Source organism: Clostridium lacusfryxellense, from assembly GCF_018861735.1.
Taxonomy (GTDB): Bacteria; Bacillota; Clostridia; order Clostridiales; family Clostridiaceae; genus Clostridium_AD; species Clostridium_AD lacusfryxellense.
Genome location: NZ_JAHLEB010000044.1, coordinates 1 through 16,694, shown reverse-complemented (window position 1 = coordinate 16,694; position 16,694 = coordinate 1). Strand labels below are relative to the sequence as shown.

Genomic DNA, 16,694 nt, shown 5'->3' with positions numbered 1-16,694 from the left:
CGAAAAGCCATCTTACTATAAGATGGTTTTTAATATAAGGTTATCAATATCATAATGCTCATTGTAATTCGATCCCAATAAACTCTCAATTTTCAATCTCCTCCCAATAATATGTATTTAAGTATGTCTGTTAAATCGTCTGTATCAACTGCATAAGTTGCACTCTGTTGAACTTTCAAAGAGCTGTTTATAGCGATAGACTTTCCGCAGTATTTAAAAATTGGAATATCTGTTGAACCATCGCCTACAGAAATACATTCGTGGGGATTTATACTGTTACGTTTACAAAATTCTTGTAAACATTCAATCTTTTGTTCAGCCCCAATATAATCAAGAATTCTTCCAGTAAATACTCCTTTAATCACTTCATAATCACTACCATAATAATTATCAAACCCCCAAATACTACATACAACTTGGGCTACCTGCTTAGGACCGACAGTAACAACAATGCATTTAATATTTTGTTCATGTAACGCCTCAACTACACTCTTGATATTTTTCAAAGGTTTTGCAATATCCAAAAAAGATTGAGATATTTTACTTTCTTCAAGACCTACCAGTAATTCTGCCCTAAGGTAATCTGCTGATTTGTAGTTAATAAGTCCTTTTTCTTCCTGTTCTTGAATAAAAGAGTGCTCGTTTTCTTTCCCATTTAAAATGCATGGCAACATAACGGAATGTATTTCTCTAATCAGAGTATCATCTAAATCAAAACAAACGAGTTTTAGTTTACGCATACTATAACCACCACCAAATATAAATCATCTTAAATTACATTATTTCACCTTTTCGATACATCAATCTTCATGTGGTAAAATATTTTTTAAATCATCTAAACTATAAATCATCTTTATTTTATCAATGGATACCGATTCACATTTCCTATTTAACCAGATGCCATTCAACCCTATCTGATTACACGGAAAAATATCTGTATATAAATCATCCCCAATATAATAACATTCTTGTGGATGCTTATTAACTCGTTTACAAGCTATAGCAAATAATTTTATATTTGGTTTGGCAATACCAATTTCACCAGCAGTAATGACATCAGTAAAATACTGTTTAATACCCATTCTTTCTAACTTTAACAACTGTTGCACTAAATCCCCATTACTTATAATCCCCAGTTTGTATTTTGATAATTCTTGTAAACAAGGTATTACATCATCAAACGGCATCCAACTATTTTCATAGTTAATTAAATATCTCTTAAACGCAGTCATAGCATCTTCATCAGATAATTTAATATTTGAATAGTTGAATAATTTCTTTATTCTTTCAATACGGTGCTGAGTAAATGTTAATTCACCTTTCAAGTATTTATTGAAATATTTATCAGATATTTGACACCAAAGTTTATAAAATTTTTTTTCTTCTATTCGAAAATAATTTTTATACTCTACATAAAAAGCTTTAACCCCAAGAAATTCAGAGCGCTTATGGTCTAATAATGTTCCATCTAAATCGAAAAAAATCATCCCTTACCTCCATCAACATACTTAAAAACTATTTTCAAAACAAACTATCATAGTATACATTATTTTACGATTATTCATTAATCGTAGTTTTATGATTGATGCAGTATCTAAGAATATTCTGAGCAAAGGCTATGTTTATAACCTTGATACAATGTCATTAAACACTTCACTTATATCTATTCCATTTTGGGAACAAACATCCAAATACCTATCCCTAAAGAATTCCTCTGCAATTTTTACTGATAGTGGACTATCTTTTCGAAAAGCCTTCACAACTCTATTGATTTCCCCATTACAAGCACGAATTTCAAAATATGATTGCAGTACCAACTGAACAGTTTCTAATATACCCCTATCGAATGAAACCTGCATATTTTTAGATGCTATATATGTGTCGTCTTTACAATAGTGGGCTGCCCCACAATAACTATCTCTTGAAGCAATTTTCACTTTACGAATATTACTCATTACTATTGTTCCAAAACACATTGGACATGGCTCCATGCAGGTATAAAGGGTATATTCTCTTACATTTGGATGCTTTAATATATCTAAATCGAGTAAGCATTCCATTTCAGCATGTGCAATTTTTGGGTTTGGCGTTTCATATTCATAAATTTTATTTCTACCGATGGAAATTATATTTCTCTTTTCATTTATAATTACTGCACCGATAGGTATAGAGCCTTTTTTGAATGCTTTCCAACCTTGTTCAAATGACACTTGCCAAGGCTTTTCAATATCGTTCCAGTTCATTATATCACCTCCAAAATATAAACCTATACGTCCCATTAAAATACAATTATTCATCGATTGGTTTTAGGATTGATGCAGTATTTATGAACAATGCAAATTACTTTAACTAAGAATTTTCTCGTTTTATGGGTCTATTTCATGCTTTCGTTTCCAAGATAAACCTCTGTTTTTTCATTGTTAAAAAGATGGATTATTTGCAACCGAAGTTTTGACGGGTATAGCGGTTCATTCATCAAATTTTCAATAGAAAGCCATTTAAATCCAGTCTGGTTTTTATCCCCATGTATTTCTGCATTTTTTATTTCTCTAATGTAATTACATAAGAAAACTAAATCAACTCTATGGAATGATTCTCCGTGTAAGCCTTCTACTACAAATAAGAGAGACTTGGGTTCTACCACTATACCCATTTCCTCTGCGCATTCACGTTTTACTGTATCTGTAAGTAATTCTTCTGTGTCTTGACCACCACCTGGCATAATATAAAAAACATTGCCTTTATCATTGATTATTGATACTAACATTTTTCCATCTTTAATAATCAATGCCTTTGCAGAATTACGTATTTTTCTTTCCATCATCTATCTCCTTTTACATCATCAATATAAATAGTCTTACTTCGGGATAATTTACTATTTCGAAGCAATTTTAGAACATTGCAAATTAATACTACTTATAATTTTTATCCATTAACTGTTGAAGTTTCTCAGTTAATCTTTTTTTCATTTCCATATGTTTCTCTTGTGTAAACTGGTATTTCTCCATGCTCCAATATTCTTTTGGATATAACCATACTGGGTACTTTCTTCGTTCTTCCTCCTCCCACTCATACCGTGGGAAAATATGTGCGTGGAGAAAAGGATCCGTATTACCCAATATATCATAATTTATTCTTAATGGTTTACATACAGCAGTAATAGCATCGCCTATCAAACTCATATCAATTAAGAAATTTTGTCTATTGATAATATTTAAATCATTTAAACTATCTACTTGAGGATAACCAAGCAAAATGCAATACCCTGGAAGAAACTGCGGGTCGCCTATAACTGCAAAACCACTTTTCATCTTTGCTAAAACTGTTGGATTTTCACCTTTTATTGCTGAGCCGATTCTGTCTTCTTTCCAATCATTCATGCTATTTTACCTCCATTTAAAGTTGTCAAGTCGCATCTCTATGGAATACAATTGCGAATAATAATATATATTTGATTATACCATAATTACCATAAAATAATTATATTTACAATTGTTTTAAAATGGGTAATAGCATCGGTGTGAAAGTAACACAATTACATTGAGTTACATTCAGAATATCAATATACCTTTAAAGCAAGTCCCCCCATATCCTTCTGCTTTTTCAATATTGCTATCCAATCATGTGATTTGCCCTCAAAATTTTCTGGGTTTATAGGATAATGTACATTGTAAAGGTATCCTTTTTCACCATCTCTTTCATTGACTTTGGTATAGTTGAGTATTCTTTTTTCATTAAATTTCACCATCCTGTTATTAAATAATCATCACATCACAACAAATTACTATTTATTGATTTGTCTTTCATCCTTCATATGTCGCATTTTTTTACAATAGTTGAACAATATGAGAAGATGAAGCCCTATTCATATGAAATATGGACTTTTTCAGATTACATTCTACAAATGGTAACTTTTACTTCCTGAACTATAATATATTTTCTTTCATTTTACATCTATAGAGTTCAGCTGTTTCATGATAATCCATAATAATTCCTTCTTCTCTTACGAAATTTTGATAACCCCTCGGTTCTCCTTTTAATCGTGGCAAGAGTTGAAAATGTAAATGATTCCTTTTACCATCACAAATTGTACACATATACACTTTTTCTGCACCCAAAATTTCTTTATGAAGTTTAATTATTGCGTTTGATATTTTTAATATATGAGTCCCTAATTCTAGAGGCATTTCAGATATGTCCTCATAATGTTCTTTTGATACAATAATTGTCTGGCCAGTTGCTCTTGGGTATCTTTCAAATTGACACCTTACCTGGTCATCTTCGTAAAAAATTAATCCATCATCTGGGAAAACATCTCCTGTTTTAAAGTTATAGCATCCAAAACATATACCTTTTTCTTGCAATTCTTTTATTCTTTCAAATCTTTGCTCTAGCTCTTTTTTCTCGTTTTCTGATAATTGCTTAACGTACAATTTAACCCCACCCCTTTTCATTCTCATTGTTTATATATTAGATTTTAGCAACTACATTAACCTTATAAATCATATTCAACTAACGGTTCTTTTAAATTCCTAACTCCACCCCTTGGGTCAGCAACATCCCCTATATATCTAGGAATTAAGTGCACATGCATATGGTTTACTGTTTGTCCTGCATAAGTTCCAACATTAATACCTATATTATATCCTGATGGTTCATACTGAATATCAAACATTTCTTTAACCTCGTGCATCAATTTATATATTGCTTTGATTTCTTCTTCAGTTGCCTCAAAGAAGTTAGCAAAATGTCTCTTAGTTATAATCAAGCAATGACCATTATTTACTGGGAAATGATCAAGTATTGCAAAAGCCAATCTATTTTCTACTATTATTTCTGATTCATTATAATTACAAAATATACATTCACTCATTATTTTTCTCTCCTTTATATCTCTAGTGTACGAGGCATTAATACCCTCGTCACGTCTATATTTTTGATTTTACTCCATGTAATCTATGTATTATATACAAAAATTATTTATCCACTAATCCTATTACACTGGAAGAAATAATTTCAATATTATTATCCTTAGTAGTGATATTACCATCTCCATTTCTTTTACCTAACATATTTATATCTTTATTTTACCATATATAAAATAAAGAGAGTGCAAAATCTTTATGATTTTGCACTCATGTTACCTATAACGGTAGACCCCCAATTTTAAGATAATTTAATTCCTTATACTTGGAATTAATGTTATAATCAGCATATAATTAAAATAAGCTATGATTTATCAAGCAACAGTAAAATTTCACAAAAAGGAATGAATATTTTATGATAAGAATATCAAGACAAACAACATATTTTGATTCTTTCAGAAGTTATAAAATTTATATTGATGAGATATATTGTGGTGATATAAAAGATGGTGAAATTAAAGAATTAGATATTGAGAATGGAGAACACTCAATTTATCTAAAAATTGATTGGTATAGAAGTAAAAAATCAAACTTCACTGTTAACAGTAATGAGTTACTAGAATTTTATTGTGGTAATTCAATCAATGGATTAAAGAGGTTATTAATTTTTATTTACATAACATTTTTAAAAAACCGTTACTTATTTTTAAACCAAATAAATGTGAGAGCTATTGAATGATAAAAGTAACTACATTCCCACTTTATTTTTTGGAATATCTTTAGCGATATTCCCAACTTTTATATATTATATAATATTTTCAATCTATATTTATATAGCTTTTAGTATACACATTGAAAAACGAACTTGAAAAATTAAAAAATCAGGTTCCCAAACAGATGGTCTCTATATACCGTCTGGATTAAGTTAAACTTTCTAAAATATAAAGGTCTAAAAATTGTGAGATTATTATGGCATTTTAATTTAAAAGATATATATGGGGTCTCGGCAACATTTATAGCTAGACATAAGGCACCTAATTCCTAATTAAGTATGATATTAACTCTAGCTATTTTTTTATTTATTGTTTTTTTTAAATGAATTCGTCCTTATTCTACATTCCAATTGGCAAATACCCCTCTAAACACCAATAAAAATAAACCCTACATCAAAAGATGTCGAGTTCATATTTTTTTGACTATTTTATTTCTTTTATTAATCGTTTATCTACATTTTTTAGTAAACTATCATCGTATTTTCCAAACAAATCTTTTACTTTTTCTTTTGCTTCTTTTTTTACCTTATCATCAATGAACATATATACTGTTCCAATAGCTAATACTAGCACTCCTAAATCATCTGTATAGCCAAGTGCTGGAATTATATCTGGAATTCCATCTAGTGGTGAAATAAAATATCCCAATGAACTAATTATTGATGCTTTTGCCCAACGAGGAGTTGTAGCCTTTTGAAAAGTGTAATACAATAAAAGACCTGCATAAACAACACTTATACCTGCTGTTTTTGCTGTACGCTTTATTTTCTTTAAAAATGAACTCTTCGTAAAGTCCTTTGCATATTTACTAATATCAGATTGTTTATTATTTTTCATATTGTTATCCTCCTACATTTAGCATATTTTTTTTACGATCTATATCATTATATTATCTATATGTTCTTTCGTAAGTTCTAGTTAATTTATATTCTTATTTTACCATATACTCGGTAAAAGTACGAGCCTTCTAATTCTATAATAATTATAAGATTTTATAAATGTTTTGTTACAATATCACCGACTCCAATTAATAAATATATAGCTATTAAATAGACTGCTATCATACCAGTTTCAATAGAACGGACACCCATTGAATATAAAACAAGTACAATAGCACCACTACCAATAAGTACAACATAAAGTACAATCATAAGATAACTTTTCAAATTTAACACAGTTCGTTCGTCAATATCCGGAACATTCCCATTTTTTCTTTTATTCAACTTATAGAAAATTAGCATTATGACATTTCCAAGGACTACCCCACCTATAATAGGGATTACATATTCGCTAGGTTTTTCACAGTTATTCCCCCTTTAATTTCTCTAAATAAAACAATTTCTCAATTGGAACATCAAAATACTGTATTAATTTTAGTGCTAACTCCAAGCTAGGATTATATTTATTCTTCTCAATTGCATTAATAGTTTGCCTTGTAACTTGTAAATCTTCAGCCATTTTAACTTGTGTTATTACCCTTTCTTGGCGAATTCTTCGAATATTGTTTATAACTCTCATTAGTAGACCTCCAATTAATAAGTAAAGATATCTTTACTTATATTATAGATAAAATCGAATCATATGTAAAGATATATTTACACTCAATATTCTCACAGTTAAGGCCTTGTTAAATTTAATTAAGTATAATAACATTTTTAACATTGACTTAACTTCATTTTAACTCAATGTTTTCAAGCCTTTGCTTACCGCTTAGCTAGTTTTTCGAATTAGATTTCTGTAAAATTTAACTAGATTGGAATTAATTTTATCTTAAAAAATACTAAGCTATATTCCTACAAAATGTAGAAATATAGCTTAGTGTTTATTTGTAGTTTTTAATCTTATTTTCTAATTTAACTTATTTATATTCTGTATATTCCATTACTATTTTTCCGTAGCATTAACAATCCTATTACACAATTCCACATATGAAATATTATTTGCTAACGCTTCTTGAGGAATTAAACTTGTAGGTGTCATTCCAGGAAGTGTATTAGCTTCAAGACATATAAATTCGTCGTTATCATCCAAAATAAAATCAATTCTCGAATATGTTCCAAGCCGCAAAATTTCACATATTTTTAATGCTAGGCCTTGAACCCGCTTTGTATTGTATTCCGAAAGTTTTGCCGGACATATCTCTTGAGTAAATCCTGATTGGTATTTATTTTTGTAATCATAGAATCCTTCTTTTAGTATTATTTCAATAACTGGTAATGCTTTTCCCTCTAATATACCTACAGAAAACTCTCGTCCTACTATCATTTTCTCAATAAGCAGATTTGATTCAATTTTATTAGCTATAGTAATCGCTGCTTCTAACTGCTCAATATTATAAACAATCGATACACCTATACTTGACCCAGCACTACAGGGTTTTACTACACATGGCATACCAATCATTTCTACTATATGTTCCGTAGTTACTAAATTTTTAGTGAGAGTCAACCATTGAGCCGTTGGAATACCTGATTGTTGCAACAGTCTCTTAGTTAAATCCTTATCCATTGCAAGTAAACTACCAACATAACCAGTGCCAGTATATTTAATTCCCATTACATCGAAAGTTGCCTGCAATTGACCGTTTTCACCCATTGCACCATGTAGTGCTATAAAGACAATATCAGCAAATTGGCAAAGAGATAATACGTTTTCACCTATGAGGGAATTCCCATTATTACTTTTTCTTTTAATCTCATCTAAATCAGGCTCAACACCTTTAACCTTATAATAATAGGGTTCACCAATAATATTGTCTTGAAATAAATCATCAAATTCGCTTTTATCTGCTTGTAAACCTTCATATACATCTAACAGCAAAACATGATGACCAGTTTCTCTAAGAGCATTAGCAATTTGGCTTCCAGAAGATAATGAAACATCTCTTTCTGGACTTAATCCACCTGCGAGTACAACTATTTTCATAACTTCACCTCTCAATTTTATATTCTATTTTTAATTTCTTTATATTCTGTATAGTAGGATAATAATCTTTCATAAGAAGTTAATACTTCCTGGGGCATATCTACATGTGTTATAAATCCTTTTCCTATTGGACCATATCCATTTTTATCATCTCTTAATCTTGGAATCTCTCCCATAATTAAATCAATAAATCTGGACTTATCCCATAATCCTCTTATTTCATCATTTATAAATTCATAACCACTTCCAGTTGCTTTTACTTTAGGTATAAATGGAGAGTAGCTTATAATTAATGTTTTTTCTTCCTCCCAGTCTTTGAAAAAAGAGGCATGACTTCTTAATTGCATTGTAGGATCTTGAATTAATATTATAGATTTCGGAATTTGTCCTTTATCTTTTAATATTTTTAATGCTTCACTAGCATTCGAACCACAATTCGTTGATTTACTTTCAATTATAATTTTATCTGGCTCTATATTTTCTTTTAGCACTATAATCTGTCTTAATATATCTGCTTCAGATTTATCATATACATCAATATCTTTATAATTATCATCTTGTAATACATTTTGAATAAGATATTTGGTTGAATGACCTATACCACCAACTATCATTATATCTTTAGCTAAATTACTTTTATAAGCTTTTGCTCCCAGTTCTGCTATAAATGGAATACTGTTTCCTAAAATTATTACCATATCAACTTGCGTAATTCCGAACTTACGAGCTAACTCTATTTTAGATAATTCATTTATATCTCGTTTTGCTAAGAATGTAATAATATTGTTAATATCATTTACTATTTCAACATCAATTAAATGACTCATTTATAATTCTTTATATAAATGAGAAGCGTCATTACTATCGCCAATATGAGTATTATGATTTACCGGCAAAACAACACAACATATTACATAAAATAATATACCCATACCAAAACATAGTGTTAATAGTACCCATGCTAATCTTACAAGTGTGGAATCTATATTAAAATATTCTGCAATACCACCGCAAACTCCATCTATTTGTTTATCTGTAGTAGACTTATATAATTTTTTTTGCATATTAATTCCTCCAATTTTTAATTTTGAGAAGGTCGCTATATTAACTTTTTTATCTTATATGATATAAAGAATTTAATTATTACTACAATCAAAAATACTAATTATACATACTAATTATACATACTATTTGTACATACTAATTATATCATAAATGTTATATACTATTTTATTTAGATTAACCGCTTATAAAGAAGCTTTAGGTATTAATCTAACATATTTTTCACCAACTGCAGCAAATATATAGTTTGATGCACCTAGAATAATAGCAGTAAATATAATTATTAGATATACTAATTATTGAATTTTCTATATCATAATTCAACTTATTCTTGTTTTGAAGCTTCTACCATAACCTTGCTAAATAAATTATAAAGCAGAAACATTATCATAATAAATCCAGCAAATGAAACTGTAAATTCAATTGCGAATCTATTAATGTTAGTGAATACCTCTCTTAACAAGGCTATTGGCATAAGTAAATCCCAACTATTAAATCTCAAGAACCTACCAATATAAACCGCAAATCCACTTATTAACGATACTCCTGCAATGAGTAAAAAACTTATTAGTTTTGGTATCTTTTTATTTAAAAAGCGATAAAAGATATTAAGTGATTCCATCCCCATTAGTATTCCATAGATAACACCTATCCCAATAACCAATAGTTTCACCCATTTAACTATTTCAGTGCTATAGATGGTTCCAGTATTGAAAGAATAGCGAGTTGAAGCTTCAATCCATAATAGTTTTTCACTGTGTATATGGATTAAATCAGTAATCATATACGCAGAATTCGGGAAAAATATAAGCCACAGTATCCCAAAAACAATTGCCCCTATATACTTGTTTTTTCTATATTGGAGCATTGAAAATTCAATAAAAAATAATGGCAAAGCTGCTAGCAACATATTCCAAACCATCATAACATATAAAAAGCTAAGATCCTTAATACTCATTAATAAGCAGAGTATCAGGTAACCAAGCAAAAAAAACAGCAGGCCACTATATTTTTTTAGAATAAAAGTCATAACAAACTCACCTCTCCCAACCAATTATAAATAATAATACATATACTAAATATACGATTTACCTAATTATACTATTTATACCTCGAATTCTATATGAAAAATCAAAAATTTTATGATAAAAGCCAATATTGACAACACAAATAATTTTTGTTATTATTTAAAAATAAGCAACTTAAATAATTTAAAGTTTTATAGGGTTCCGCTGTTTTGAATTAAAACTGGTCTGGTCCGAGATAAAACGCGCAGTTTAACTGTGTTCACGGAAGGACAAAAGCCTGGGAGATATTATACAATATCGTCCATGGCTTTTTTATTTTGTATATTACCAGGGGTGATAATCACCAAATATAATTTTAAATATTAAGAAAGGAGTTGAAAATATGCAATGGTTATTTTTAGTTATAGCTGGATTTCTTGAAATGGGTTGGGCTATAGGACTTAAATATTCACAAGGATTCACAAAACTTGTACCAAGTTTATTTACAATATCAGGTATGGTAGCAAGTTTCTTTTTCCTATCCTTAGCATTAAAAAGTCTGCCGCTAGGAACTGCATACGCAATTTGGACAGGGATTGGAACGGTTGGGACTGTAATTTTAGGAATAATATTATTTAAAGAACCCATGGGTACAATGAGATTATTATGTATTGGATTTATAATAATAGGAATTGTAGGCCTCAAGTTGGTGTCACCCAAATAATTAATGCATCTCAAATATTTCTACAATATGTTGTTATTCCCCTTCTAAATTTGTATAATTAATCTATAAATTAGAACCTAAGAAATACAAAAATAAGGTGATATTTATTTATTAGGGGGGTGAATATGGCTTAGTTTAGGTGTGATTTCTCTTGTAATATTGCCATTGCCGTTTATATTTTTCTCGACAGAAAAGTACAAACTTTTATCACAAAGCATTGGTCTGTATTTTATAATCATTTTAATCTCCACTATATTTGGAAATTTCCCAGTTCCACTTATGGGATATGGAATTTCACCTATAATAGGTTATTTTATATCTGTAACTTGGCTGGCAAAATCCAAAATTAATTCATAATATAGTTGAAACCACCTGATTTCCAGATGGTTTCAACTATATCTATGTTATTGAGTATCGTTGTCTTATAATATTATTATAAATAAGTAACCTCTAATGGATTTCTATCAACTAACTTCTTATAACTATATTTAGGATATCCAACCATAACAGCTGCTGTTATAATTTTTCCTTCTGGAATATTAAATAATTTAAGCAGTGGAGAACCCTTAATCCCTGCACAATACTCAAAGAATCCAGCCCAACATGTTCCAAGTCCTATTGACGGAGCAAATAGTTCTAGATAAGTCAAACAAGAAATAGAGTTACCCCTAGCTCCAGAAAAGTCTTTGTCTGCAGTAGTTATAATTAGGTTTGGAGCGCCACGTAAAATTGTATCAATTCCATCTTCCCTATATCTACTTAATAATCCTTTTAATGAATCCTTTAGTGGAGATTTTTCAATCATCCGAATAGTAAGTTCAACAGCTTTTTTAACTAATTGCTTGTCCTCAACTACTATAAATGATATACCTTGACTATTACTACCTGTAGGTGCTAGCCTTGCTATATCAACTAACTTTGTTAATTTTTCACGAGATACAGACTTATCTTGATAATTTCTTATTGAACGACGTGCCCTTAGGAAATTCTCAGCCTGCTCCGCATCTAATTTAAGAAGATCTTTTGCATCAACTTGTTTATCTAATGGTGTTTTACTATTATCTATAGCACCAGTCGGGCATACAGCAACACAATGTCCACAGGCAATACAAGTACTGTCTGCTACTTCTTCTGGTCCCTTTTGTCCCATCTTTAAAACAAATGATGGACATTCTTTAATACATTGTTCGCATTTAATACATTTTTCTTCATTTACAGTTATTAGACCCATTTTGTCATCTCCTAAAATTTCACTCTACTAATTTTTCAATATCCTTTAAGGTTTTTAATAATTCATTTATTCTTTCTTTGCCAATACCATCTTCAATCTTACTTTGCGCTTTCTTAAGTAATGGTATAGCCACTTCAAGAGTCTTTAACCCCTTATTAGTTATAGTTATACATTTTTTCCTAGAGTCCTGTTCTTCCTTCTTAATATCAATATAACCACTCTTTCTAAGTAACTCAACATTTCGTGTTACAGTACTTTGATCCATGAGCAATATGTTACCTAGACTCGAAACAGAAATATTTTCATTATAAGAAATATCTAGTAATAACAAACATTGGGTACTTCGTAGCCCAGTCGGTAAAAGCATTTTGTCATAAAATTGAGTAATTGTACGCGTGGTTTTTCTTAAGTTTCCACAAGCACAACTTTGCGTATTTTTATTATCAGGCGAAATTAAGCAACACATAAAATCAACTCCAGTACATATATGTATATACATATACTATATTGAAGTTGATTTTATGTCAAGTTTATATAATTCTTAATACTCTATATTTGTTAATAATTCGTAGAAATCATATAATTCCATGTAAAATATTGGTACAATCTATATAAGAGTTGTTTCACAACGATAAAAAACTATGACCACTAATAAATATGTAAGGAGGATTTATATGGGACTTAACTTTACAACAATTATGTTTACAGTTATTAACTTTGTACTATTATTTGCAATTATAGTAGTGATATATAAGGTAATACAATCCTTTAAAAGTTTTGTTAATAGAAATAAAGAAATGGAAAAAAAGATAGATATTATTCTAAAGAGGTTAGGAAATTAAGAAGACTATTTTTATTGGGGGTAATCATTTGAAAAAATTAAAAGTTATAAAAATATTATTTTCAGTAATAGTTGTTATATTATCACTTTTAGGTATATTTAATATCCTTAATATAAAAATCGTGATGCCAATTATATTACTATTATTAGGTATCATGAATATATTAGGTGGGTATTATTCATATATTAAGCACAAAAAAGCAGAAGCTATTTCGTTAATTCTAAGTGGATTATTTGTAATATTTGTTTCTGTATTTACAACATTTTTTTAATATAATCGTTGCTTTACTTCTTATTAAATTAAAAAATGGAGGAATAATTAAATGATAATAATATTATTAATATTCTTTGGGTTGTGTATTTGGGGTATATTTCCGAACCTTAAAAAGGAGAACAGAGAGGGAAACTCAGAATTAGGTAACCAGCCTATCACATGTCCAAGATGTGGCTCAACTTCTATTACTATAAAGAAACGATTTGAATTATTAAAGAAATTCTCTAGAGGTGGTGCATTATCAGGAGGACTTGATTTCTTACCAAATGGAGTCAGTGAAAATAAGAACCACAGAGTATGCATAAAATGTGGAAAGAAATTTTAAAAGAAGATATAGATTAAAATCTATATCTTTACTTAAACTTTCTTTCTCCAAATACTTAAATACTTTTTCTTATATTTATCATCTGTTTCCATTTCCAGCAATTCAAGTACCTTCGTCGATATCACTTCATCATTTAAGATAGTATACATATTTTTTAAATCCTCAATGATATCCGCACGAATTAATGTACAGTTTTTCTCATTGATGCAGTCTTTATATCTTTCTTCAAGACCACTTAAAACTAAGTCAGTGTGTTTCTCACCAATGATTCCAATTTTCCATAAGGAGCGTAAACAATGCCTCGCCGTAACAAATCTCTCATCCCTAGTGAGTAAAATCAAATGATGAAAGTCGCTAATAATCCTAGCTTCCTTATCACTTTTAGATAGATTACATAACAATTGTGCCGCAATTGATCTCAAATGATTATTTTTGTCCTTCAAATCTTGAATTAATGTTTCCCAGACCTCATATGCCCAATCTACTTCATTTTCTGTAATTTCCATTAACTTTATATAGGCCTCATATCGAATATCTTTATCCAACGAATGTATATCTTCCATATATTGTTTAGTTATTTCATCCATGCTGCTCCTCCTCCTCTTAAATTGTTAAGAATTTATTTTTTCTTTTTCAATTTATCTTCTGCCATTTTTATATTCTCTATGACTCTAAATTTAACTATTTTACTTATTAAATCATAAGGAAGTGGTTTATCTATAGGAAATTGTATAGACCCTTTTCCGCTTTTATATTGGGATAACTCAAGTTCAAATGAATCAACTCCACTAGGAGCTGGATATAGTCCTATATGTTTTTTAAATGCAGCAAAATGCACTAAGTTACCATGAAACTCAAAAGTAGGCATTTGCCAGCTTATCTTTTCATGTGCTTCTGGCGCCGCCTCTTTTATAACTTTTCTAAGTGTTTTAAGTATTTCTTGAGTTTGCGGAGGAAAGTTTAAAATATATTCATCTATTGTTTTAAAAGTAATTTTATTTTCTTCCATAATATCTCCTTACGTAATTCTTTTTATGTATATAATTTTCTGATAATTATATAAATCTAATTATAATCGAAAACATATTTAATTTAAATAGCAGTATAATATATAAAATAATTCTTTTTATTATTTGGGCAAGTTATTACATTATGTACGCTTATTATGGTTTTTTATAAGATCCATGTGAATTTTTATAATAATATTAAAAAAGCATTATGCGAATATATGTTCGTAATTCGGTAATAATATTATTATAATGTATTTTATTTTAGTTTGAAATTTGTTATACTTAGGAGAGTGAAAATAAATTTTAACTTCTACGAAGAATAGTATATTAATAATTATAAAAATAAGAAACTGACTCTTATAGAATCTCAAAATGCTAACGGCAGACTTACCCGAGTTTAGGAGCATAGCACTTGGTAAATTAGAGGAGATTACAGAGAATTTAAATAAGGTCGAATCTATAACGGCAAGTAACTGGAAAGACATTACGAAATTAAAATCAGTTAAATAATAACTCTATAAAATAGACTAAAAAGCTGTGAAGTTAGTATCGTTCACAGCTTTTTCTTTTTTTATTATATTATAAACGTTATATTTTACTTATCTATACACTAAAAAACTTTTTCTAAAGTGCTTAATTTAAAATTGCCATGGTATAATATAAACAATAAATATAGATAAATCAAAATGGAGGAATTAATTATGTTACAAGCTATAAATTCAAGAAAATCCATAAGAAAGTATAAAGATGAAAAAGTGTCGCCTGCGCAATTTGAAAAAATTAAAACTATTATAAAAAATGTTAAACCACTATTTGAGAATATACCAATGGAAGTAATACTAATAGAAGATGGCAAAAAAATCACAGATACATATACTGGACTTATGTCCAAGTATACAAAAGTAGATGCTCCTCATTATTTAGCCTTTACTTCTGAAATTCAGGAGGGTCATTTAGAGAACATAGGCTTCATTGGGGAGGAAATAGTTCTTAGGCTAACTCAGCTCGGAATTGGAACATGTTGGTTAGGTAGTGCAATAAAGCAGGAACTATTTAAATCATTATTCAATGTGAAAGAAAAACAAAATTATATAATTTTAATTGCTTTTGGAAACCCAGCTACTGAGTTAAAACCAGTGCCATCTAGAAAGAGATTTGATAAAAGCAAAGTAGTTAATGGTGCTTATGATAATAAATATGAAGTTATTGTACAATCACTTATTGACGCCCCCTCTGCAATTAACTCTCAGCCTTGGAAATTATTGATTAAAGATAATAAATTTGATTTATTTTTAGAAAATAAAAATATCTTAACTAAAAAAATACTTAAAGACACCAACCGAATTGATATGGGCATAGGTCTTAGTCATCTATATAGCTCGGCAATTGAACTAGGTTATGAAGTAGAACTAAAAAAGACTTCCCATAACGACATCGGAAGTCCCCAATACATTATAAGTGCAATTTTAAATAAATAAAAAATATAAATAACTACACTCTTATTAAATATAATAAGGGTGTAGTTAACTAAAATATCAAATTTACAGAGGGTGTAAATTATTTTGTGTATTCTCTTTCTTTAAGCAAAATAATTGGACTATTTAATTTTAAAAATATGTCATTAAAGTAGATAAAAGTTGTTACTTTATCATTACTT

General features: G+C 29.1%; 26 protein-coding genes and 1 riboswitch. Of the genes, 7 read left to right on the top strand and 19 right to left on the bottom strand.

The features are described from left to right. Positions 1–92: 92 nt before the first annotated feature. The 8 genes from KPL55_RS19245 to KPL55_RS19210 form a co-directional block, all read right to left on the bottom strand. Positions 93–740, bottom strand: a complete 648-nt coding sequence (locus KPL55_RS19245; protein ID WP_216308374.1) for an HAD family hydrolase — start codon at positions 738–740, stop codon at positions 93–95. A 60-nt stretch (positions 741–800) separates the two neighbouring features. Beyond that, complete coding sequence (locus KPL55_RS19240) at positions 801–1,487, bottom strand: HAD family hydrolase (protein WP_216308373.1); 687 nt, start codon at positions 1,485–1,487, stop codon at positions 801–803. A 135-nt stretch (positions 1,488–1,622) separates the two neighbouring features. Then, positions 1,623–2,243, bottom strand: a complete 621-nt coding sequence (locus KPL55_RS19235; protein ID WP_216308372.1) for a nucleoside deaminase — start codon at positions 2,241–2,243, stop codon at positions 1,623–1,625. Between the two features lie 131 nt (positions 2,244–2,374). Further along, positions 2,375–2,821 (bottom strand): NUDIX domain-containing protein, encoded by a 447-nt coding sequence (locus tag KPL55_RS19230; protein ID WP_216308371.1) that lies wholly within the window; start codon positions 2,819–2,821, stop codon positions 2,375–2,377. Between the two features lie 91 nt (positions 2,822–2,912). Next, positions 2,913–3,380, bottom strand: coding sequence for an HIT family protein (locus KPL55_RS19225; protein ID WP_216308370.1), 468 nt, complete (start codon positions 3,378–3,380; stop codon positions 2,913–2,915). Between the two features lie 179 nt (positions 3,381–3,559). After that, positions 3,560–3,748: a hypothetical protein gene (locus KPL55_RS19220; protein ID WP_216308369.1), complete on the bottom strand. Its 189-nt coding sequence runs from the start codon at positions 3,746–3,748 to the stop codon at positions 3,560–3,562. Between the two features lie 178 nt (positions 3,749–3,926). Then, entirely contained in the window at positions 3,927–4,460 is a 534-nt protein-coding gene (locus KPL55_RS19215) for an HIT family protein (RefSeq protein ID WP_246599665.1), read from the bottom strand. Between the two features lie 35 nt (positions 4,461–4,495). Next, positions 4,496–4,873 carry an HIT family protein gene (locus KPL55_RS19210; RefSeq protein ID WP_216308368.1) on the bottom strand — a complete coding sequence of 126 codons (378 nt, stop codon included), beginning with the start codon at positions 4,871–4,873 and terminating at the stop codon, positions 4,496–4,498. A 407-nt stretch (positions 4,874–5,280) separates the two neighbouring features. On the opposite strand from KPL55_RS19210, the gene KPL55_RS19205 reads away from it, so the two are divergent. After that, entirely contained in the window at positions 5,281–5,604 is a 324-nt protein-coding gene (locus KPL55_RS19205) for a hypothetical protein (RefSeq protein ID WP_216308367.1), read from the top strand. Between the two features lie 457 nt (positions 5,605–6,061). On the opposite strand, the gene KPL55_RS19200 is transcribed toward KPL55_RS19205, so the two are convergent. The 7 genes from KPL55_RS19200 to KPL55_RS19170 form a co-directional block, all read right to left on the bottom strand. Next, positions 6,062–6,475 (bottom strand): YkvA family protein, encoded by a 414-nt coding sequence (locus KPL55_RS19200; protein WP_216308366.1) that lies wholly within the window; start codon positions 6,473–6,475, stop codon positions 6,062–6,064. 155 nt (positions 6,476–6,630) lie between these two features. Continuing rightward, positions 6,631–6,879, bottom strand: coding sequence for a hypothetical protein (locus KPL55_RS19195; protein WP_216308365.1), 249 nt, complete (start codon positions 6,877–6,879; stop codon positions 6,631–6,633). A gap of 64 nt (positions 6,880–6,943) precedes the next feature. Next, a complete protein-coding gene (locus KPL55_RS19190; RefSeq protein ID WP_216308364.1) occupies positions 6,944–7,156 on the bottom strand; it encodes a helix-turn-helix transcriptional regulator in 213 nt (70 codons plus the stop codon). Between the two features lie 366 nt (positions 7,157–7,522). Further along, positions 7,523–8,563: a D-alanine--D-alanine ligase family protein gene (locus KPL55_RS19185; RefSeq protein ID WP_216308363.1), complete on the bottom strand. Its 1,041-nt coding sequence runs from the start codon at positions 8,561–8,563 to the stop codon at positions 7,523–7,525. Positions 8,564–8,580: 17 nt separating this feature from the next. Then, positions 8,581–9,390 carry a YdcF family protein gene (locus KPL55_RS19180; protein WP_216308362.1) on the bottom strand — a complete coding sequence of 270 codons (810 nt, stop codon included), beginning with the start codon at positions 9,388–9,390 and terminating at the stop codon, positions 8,581–8,583. Beyond that, positions 9,391–9,627 carry a PspC domain-containing protein gene (locus tag KPL55_RS19175; protein ID WP_216308361.1) on the bottom strand — a complete coding sequence of 79 codons (237 nt, stop codon included), beginning with the start codon at positions 9,625–9,627 and terminating at the stop codon, positions 9,391–9,393. Between the two features lie 323 nt (positions 9,628–9,950). Then, the gene (locus tag KPL55_RS19170; RefSeq protein ID WP_216308360.1) at positions 9,951–10,583 is read right to left on the bottom strand and encodes a DUF1361 domain-containing protein; all 633 of its coding nucleotides are present in this window, start codon (positions 10,581–10,583) and stop codon (positions 9,951–9,953) included. 252 nt (positions 10,584–10,835) lie between these two features. Next, positions 10,836–10,939: riboswitch (guanidine-I (ykkC/yxkD leader) on the top strand. A gap of 96 nt (positions 10,940–11,035) precedes the next feature. Between KPL55_RS19170 and sugE the strand changes: the two genes are divergently transcribed. Continuing rightward, on the top strand, positions 11,036–11,356 hold the full coding sequence (sugE, locus tag KPL55_RS19165; protein WP_216308359.1) for a quaternary ammonium compound efflux SMR transporter SugE: 321 nt from the start codon (positions 11,036–11,038) through the stop codon (positions 11,354–11,356). Between the two features lie 433 nt (positions 11,357–11,789). Here sugE and KPL55_RS19160 read toward each other — a convergent pair whose 3' ends face one another. Both KPL55_RS19160 and KPL55_RS19155 read right to left on the bottom strand, forming a co-directional pair. Further along, positions 11,790–12,587 carry a nitroreductase family protein gene (locus tag KPL55_RS19160; protein WP_216308358.1) on the bottom strand — a complete coding sequence of 266 codons (798 nt, stop codon included), beginning with the start codon at positions 12,585–12,587 and terminating at the stop codon, positions 11,790–11,792. Between the two features lie 19 nt (positions 12,588–12,606). Further along, positions 12,607–13,053: a MarR family winged helix-turn-helix transcriptional regulator gene (locus KPL55_RS19155; RefSeq protein ID WP_216308357.1), complete on the bottom strand. Its 447-nt coding sequence runs from the start codon at positions 13,051–13,053 to the stop codon at positions 12,607–12,609. Between the two features lie 208 nt (positions 13,054–13,261). Between KPL55_RS19155 and KPL55_RS19150 the strand changes: the two genes are divergently transcribed. The 3 genes from KPL55_RS19150 to KPL55_RS19140 are packed head-to-tail and all read left to right on the top strand — an operon-like array spanning position 13,262 to position 14,027. After that, complete coding sequence (locus KPL55_RS19150) at positions 13,262–13,429, top strand: hypothetical protein (RefSeq protein WP_216308356.1); 168 nt, start codon at positions 13,262–13,264, stop codon at positions 13,427–13,429. A gap of 28 nt (positions 13,430–13,457) precedes the next feature. After that, positions 13,458–13,700: a hypothetical protein gene (locus KPL55_RS19145; RefSeq protein ID WP_216308355.1), complete on the top strand. Its 243-nt coding sequence runs from the start codon at positions 13,458–13,460 to the stop codon at positions 13,698–13,700. Between the two features lie 51 nt (positions 13,701–13,751). Next, a complete protein-coding gene (locus KPL55_RS19140) occupies positions 13,752–14,027 on the top strand; it encodes a hypothetical protein (protein ID WP_216308354.1) in 276 nt (91 codons plus the stop codon). Between the two features lie 32 nt (positions 14,028–14,059). Here the strand turns inward: KPL55_RS19140 and KPL55_RS19135 are convergent, their stop codons facing one another. Both KPL55_RS19135 and KPL55_RS19130 read right to left on the bottom strand, forming a co-directional pair. Continuing rightward, positions 14,060–14,614: a hypothetical protein gene (locus KPL55_RS19135; RefSeq protein ID WP_216308353.1), complete on the bottom strand. Its 555-nt coding sequence runs from the start codon at positions 14,612–14,614 to the stop codon at positions 14,060–14,062. Between the two features lie 32 nt (positions 14,615–14,646). Continuing rightward, the gene (locus KPL55_RS19130) at positions 14,647–15,036 is read right to left on the bottom strand and encodes an iron chaperone (RefSeq protein ID WP_216308352.1); all 390 of its coding nucleotides are present in this window, start codon (positions 15,034–15,036) and stop codon (positions 14,647–14,649) included. A gap of 373 nt (positions 15,037–15,409) precedes the next feature. On the opposite strand from KPL55_RS19130, the gene KPL55_RS19125 reads away from it, so the two are divergent. Both KPL55_RS19125 and KPL55_RS19120 read left to right on the top strand, forming a co-directional pair. Beyond that, the gene (locus KPL55_RS19125; protein WP_216308351.1) at positions 15,410–15,547 is read left to right on the top strand and encodes a hypothetical protein; all 138 of its coding nucleotides are present in this window, start codon (positions 15,410–15,412) and stop codon (positions 15,545–15,547) included. 191 nt (positions 15,548–15,738) lie between these two features. After that, entirely contained in the window at positions 15,739–16,515 is a 777-nt protein-coding gene (locus tag KPL55_RS19120) for a nitroreductase family protein (RefSeq protein ID WP_216308350.1), read from the top strand. Positions 16,516–16,694 lie beyond the last annotated feature (179 nt).

What these genes read in the sequence shown, in the direction of transcription:
- KPL55_RS19240 (WP_216308373.1), bottom strand. Translation starts at nt 1,487, where the DNA reads ATGATTTTTTTCGATTTAGATGGAACATTATTAGACCATAAGCGCTCT.
- KPL55_RS19200 (WP_216308366.1), bottom strand. Translation starts at nt 6,475, where the DNA reads ATGAAAAATAATAAACAATCTGATATTAGTAAATATGCAAAGGACTTT.
- KPL55_RS19245 (WP_216308374.1), bottom strand. Translation starts at nt 740, where the DNA reads ATGCGTAAACTAAAACTCGTTTGTTTTGATTTAGATGATACTCTGATT.
- KPL55_RS19190 (WP_216308364.1), bottom strand. Translation starts at nt 7,156, where the DNA reads ATGAGAGTTATAAACAATATTCGAAGAATTCGCCAAGAAAGGGTAATA.
- KPL55_RS19175 (WP_216308361.1), bottom strand. Translation starts at nt 9,627, where the DNA reads ATGCAAAAAAAATTATATAAGTCTACTACAGATAAACAAATAGATGGA.
- KPL55_RS19160 (WP_216308358.1), bottom strand. Translation starts at nt 12,587, where the DNA reads ATGGGTCTAATAACTGTAAATGAAGAAAAATGTATTAAATGCGAACAA.
- KPL55_RS19215 (WP_246599665.1), bottom strand. Translation starts at nt 4,460, where the DNA reads ATGAGAATGAAAAGGGGTGGGGTTAAATTGTACGTTAAGCAATTATCA.
- KPL55_RS19185 (WP_216308363.1), bottom strand. Translation starts at nt 8,563, where the DNA reads ATGAAAATAGTTGTACTCGCAGGTGGATTAAGTCCAGAAAGAGATGTT.
- KPL55_RS19225 (WP_216308370.1), bottom strand. Translation starts at nt 3,380, where the DNA reads ATGAATGATTGGAAAGAAGACAGAATCGGCTCAGCAATAAAAGGTGAA.
- sugE (WP_216308359.1), top strand. Translation starts at nt 11,036, where the DNA reads ATGCAATGGTTATTTTTAGTTATAGCTGGATTTCTTGAAATGGGTTGG.
- KPL55_RS19140 (WP_216308354.1), top strand. Translation starts at nt 13,752, where the DNA reads ATGATAATAATATTATTAATATTCTTTGGGTTGTGTATTTGGGGTATA.
- KPL55_RS19120 (WP_216308350.1), top strand. Translation starts at nt 15,739, where the DNA reads ATGTTACAAGCTATAAATTCAAGAAAATCCATAAGAAAGTATAAAGAT.
- KPL55_RS19155 (WP_216308357.1), bottom strand. Translation starts at nt 13,053, where the DNA reads ATGTGTTGCTTAATTTCGCCTGATAATAAAAATACGCAAAGTTGTGCT.
- KPL55_RS19180 (WP_216308362.1), bottom strand. Translation starts at nt 9,390, where the DNA reads ATGAGTCATTTAATTGATGTTGAAATAGTAAATGATATTAACAATATT.
- KPL55_RS19135 (WP_216308353.1), bottom strand. Translation starts at nt 14,614, where the DNA reads ATGGATGAAATAACTAAACAATATATGGAAGATATACATTCGTTGGAT.
- KPL55_RS19195 (WP_216308365.1), bottom strand. Translation starts at nt 6,879, where the DNA reads ATGCTAATTTTCTATAAGTTGAATAAAAGAAAAAATGGGAATGTTCCG.
- KPL55_RS19235 (WP_216308372.1), bottom strand. Translation starts at nt 2,243, where the DNA reads ATGAACTGGAACGATATTGAAAAGCCTTGGCAAGTGTCATTTGAACAA.
- KPL55_RS19125 (WP_216308351.1), top strand. Translation starts at nt 15,410, where the DNA reads ATGCTAACGGCAGACTTACCCGAGTTTAGGAGCATAGCACTTGGTAAA.
- KPL55_RS19230 (WP_216308371.1), bottom strand. Translation starts at nt 2,821, where the DNA reads ATGGAAAGAAAAATACGTAATTCTGCAAAGGCATTGATTATTAAAGAT.
- KPL55_RS19220 (WP_216308369.1), bottom strand. Translation starts at nt 3,748, where the DNA reads ATGGTGAAATTTAATGAAAAAAGAATACTCAACTATACCAAAGTCAAT.
- KPL55_RS19210 (WP_216308368.1), bottom strand. Translation starts at nt 4,873, where the DNA reads ATGAGTGAATGTATATTTTGTAATTATAATGAATCAGAAATAATAGTA.
- KPL55_RS19170 (WP_216308360.1), bottom strand. Translation starts at nt 10,583, where the DNA reads ATGAGTATTAAGGATCTTAGCTTTTTATATGTTATGATGGTTTGGAAT.
- KPL55_RS19150 (WP_216308356.1), top strand. Translation starts at nt 13,262, where the DNA reads ATGGGACTTAACTTTACAACAATTATGTTTACAGTTATTAACTTTGTA.
- KPL55_RS19205 (WP_216308367.1), top strand. Translation starts at nt 5,281, where the DNA reads ATGATAAGAATATCAAGACAAACAACATATTTTGATTCTTTCAGAAGT.
- KPL55_RS19130 (WP_216308352.1), bottom strand. Translation starts at nt 15,036, where the DNA reads ATGGAAGAAAATAAAATTACTTTTAAAACAATAGATGAATATATTTTA.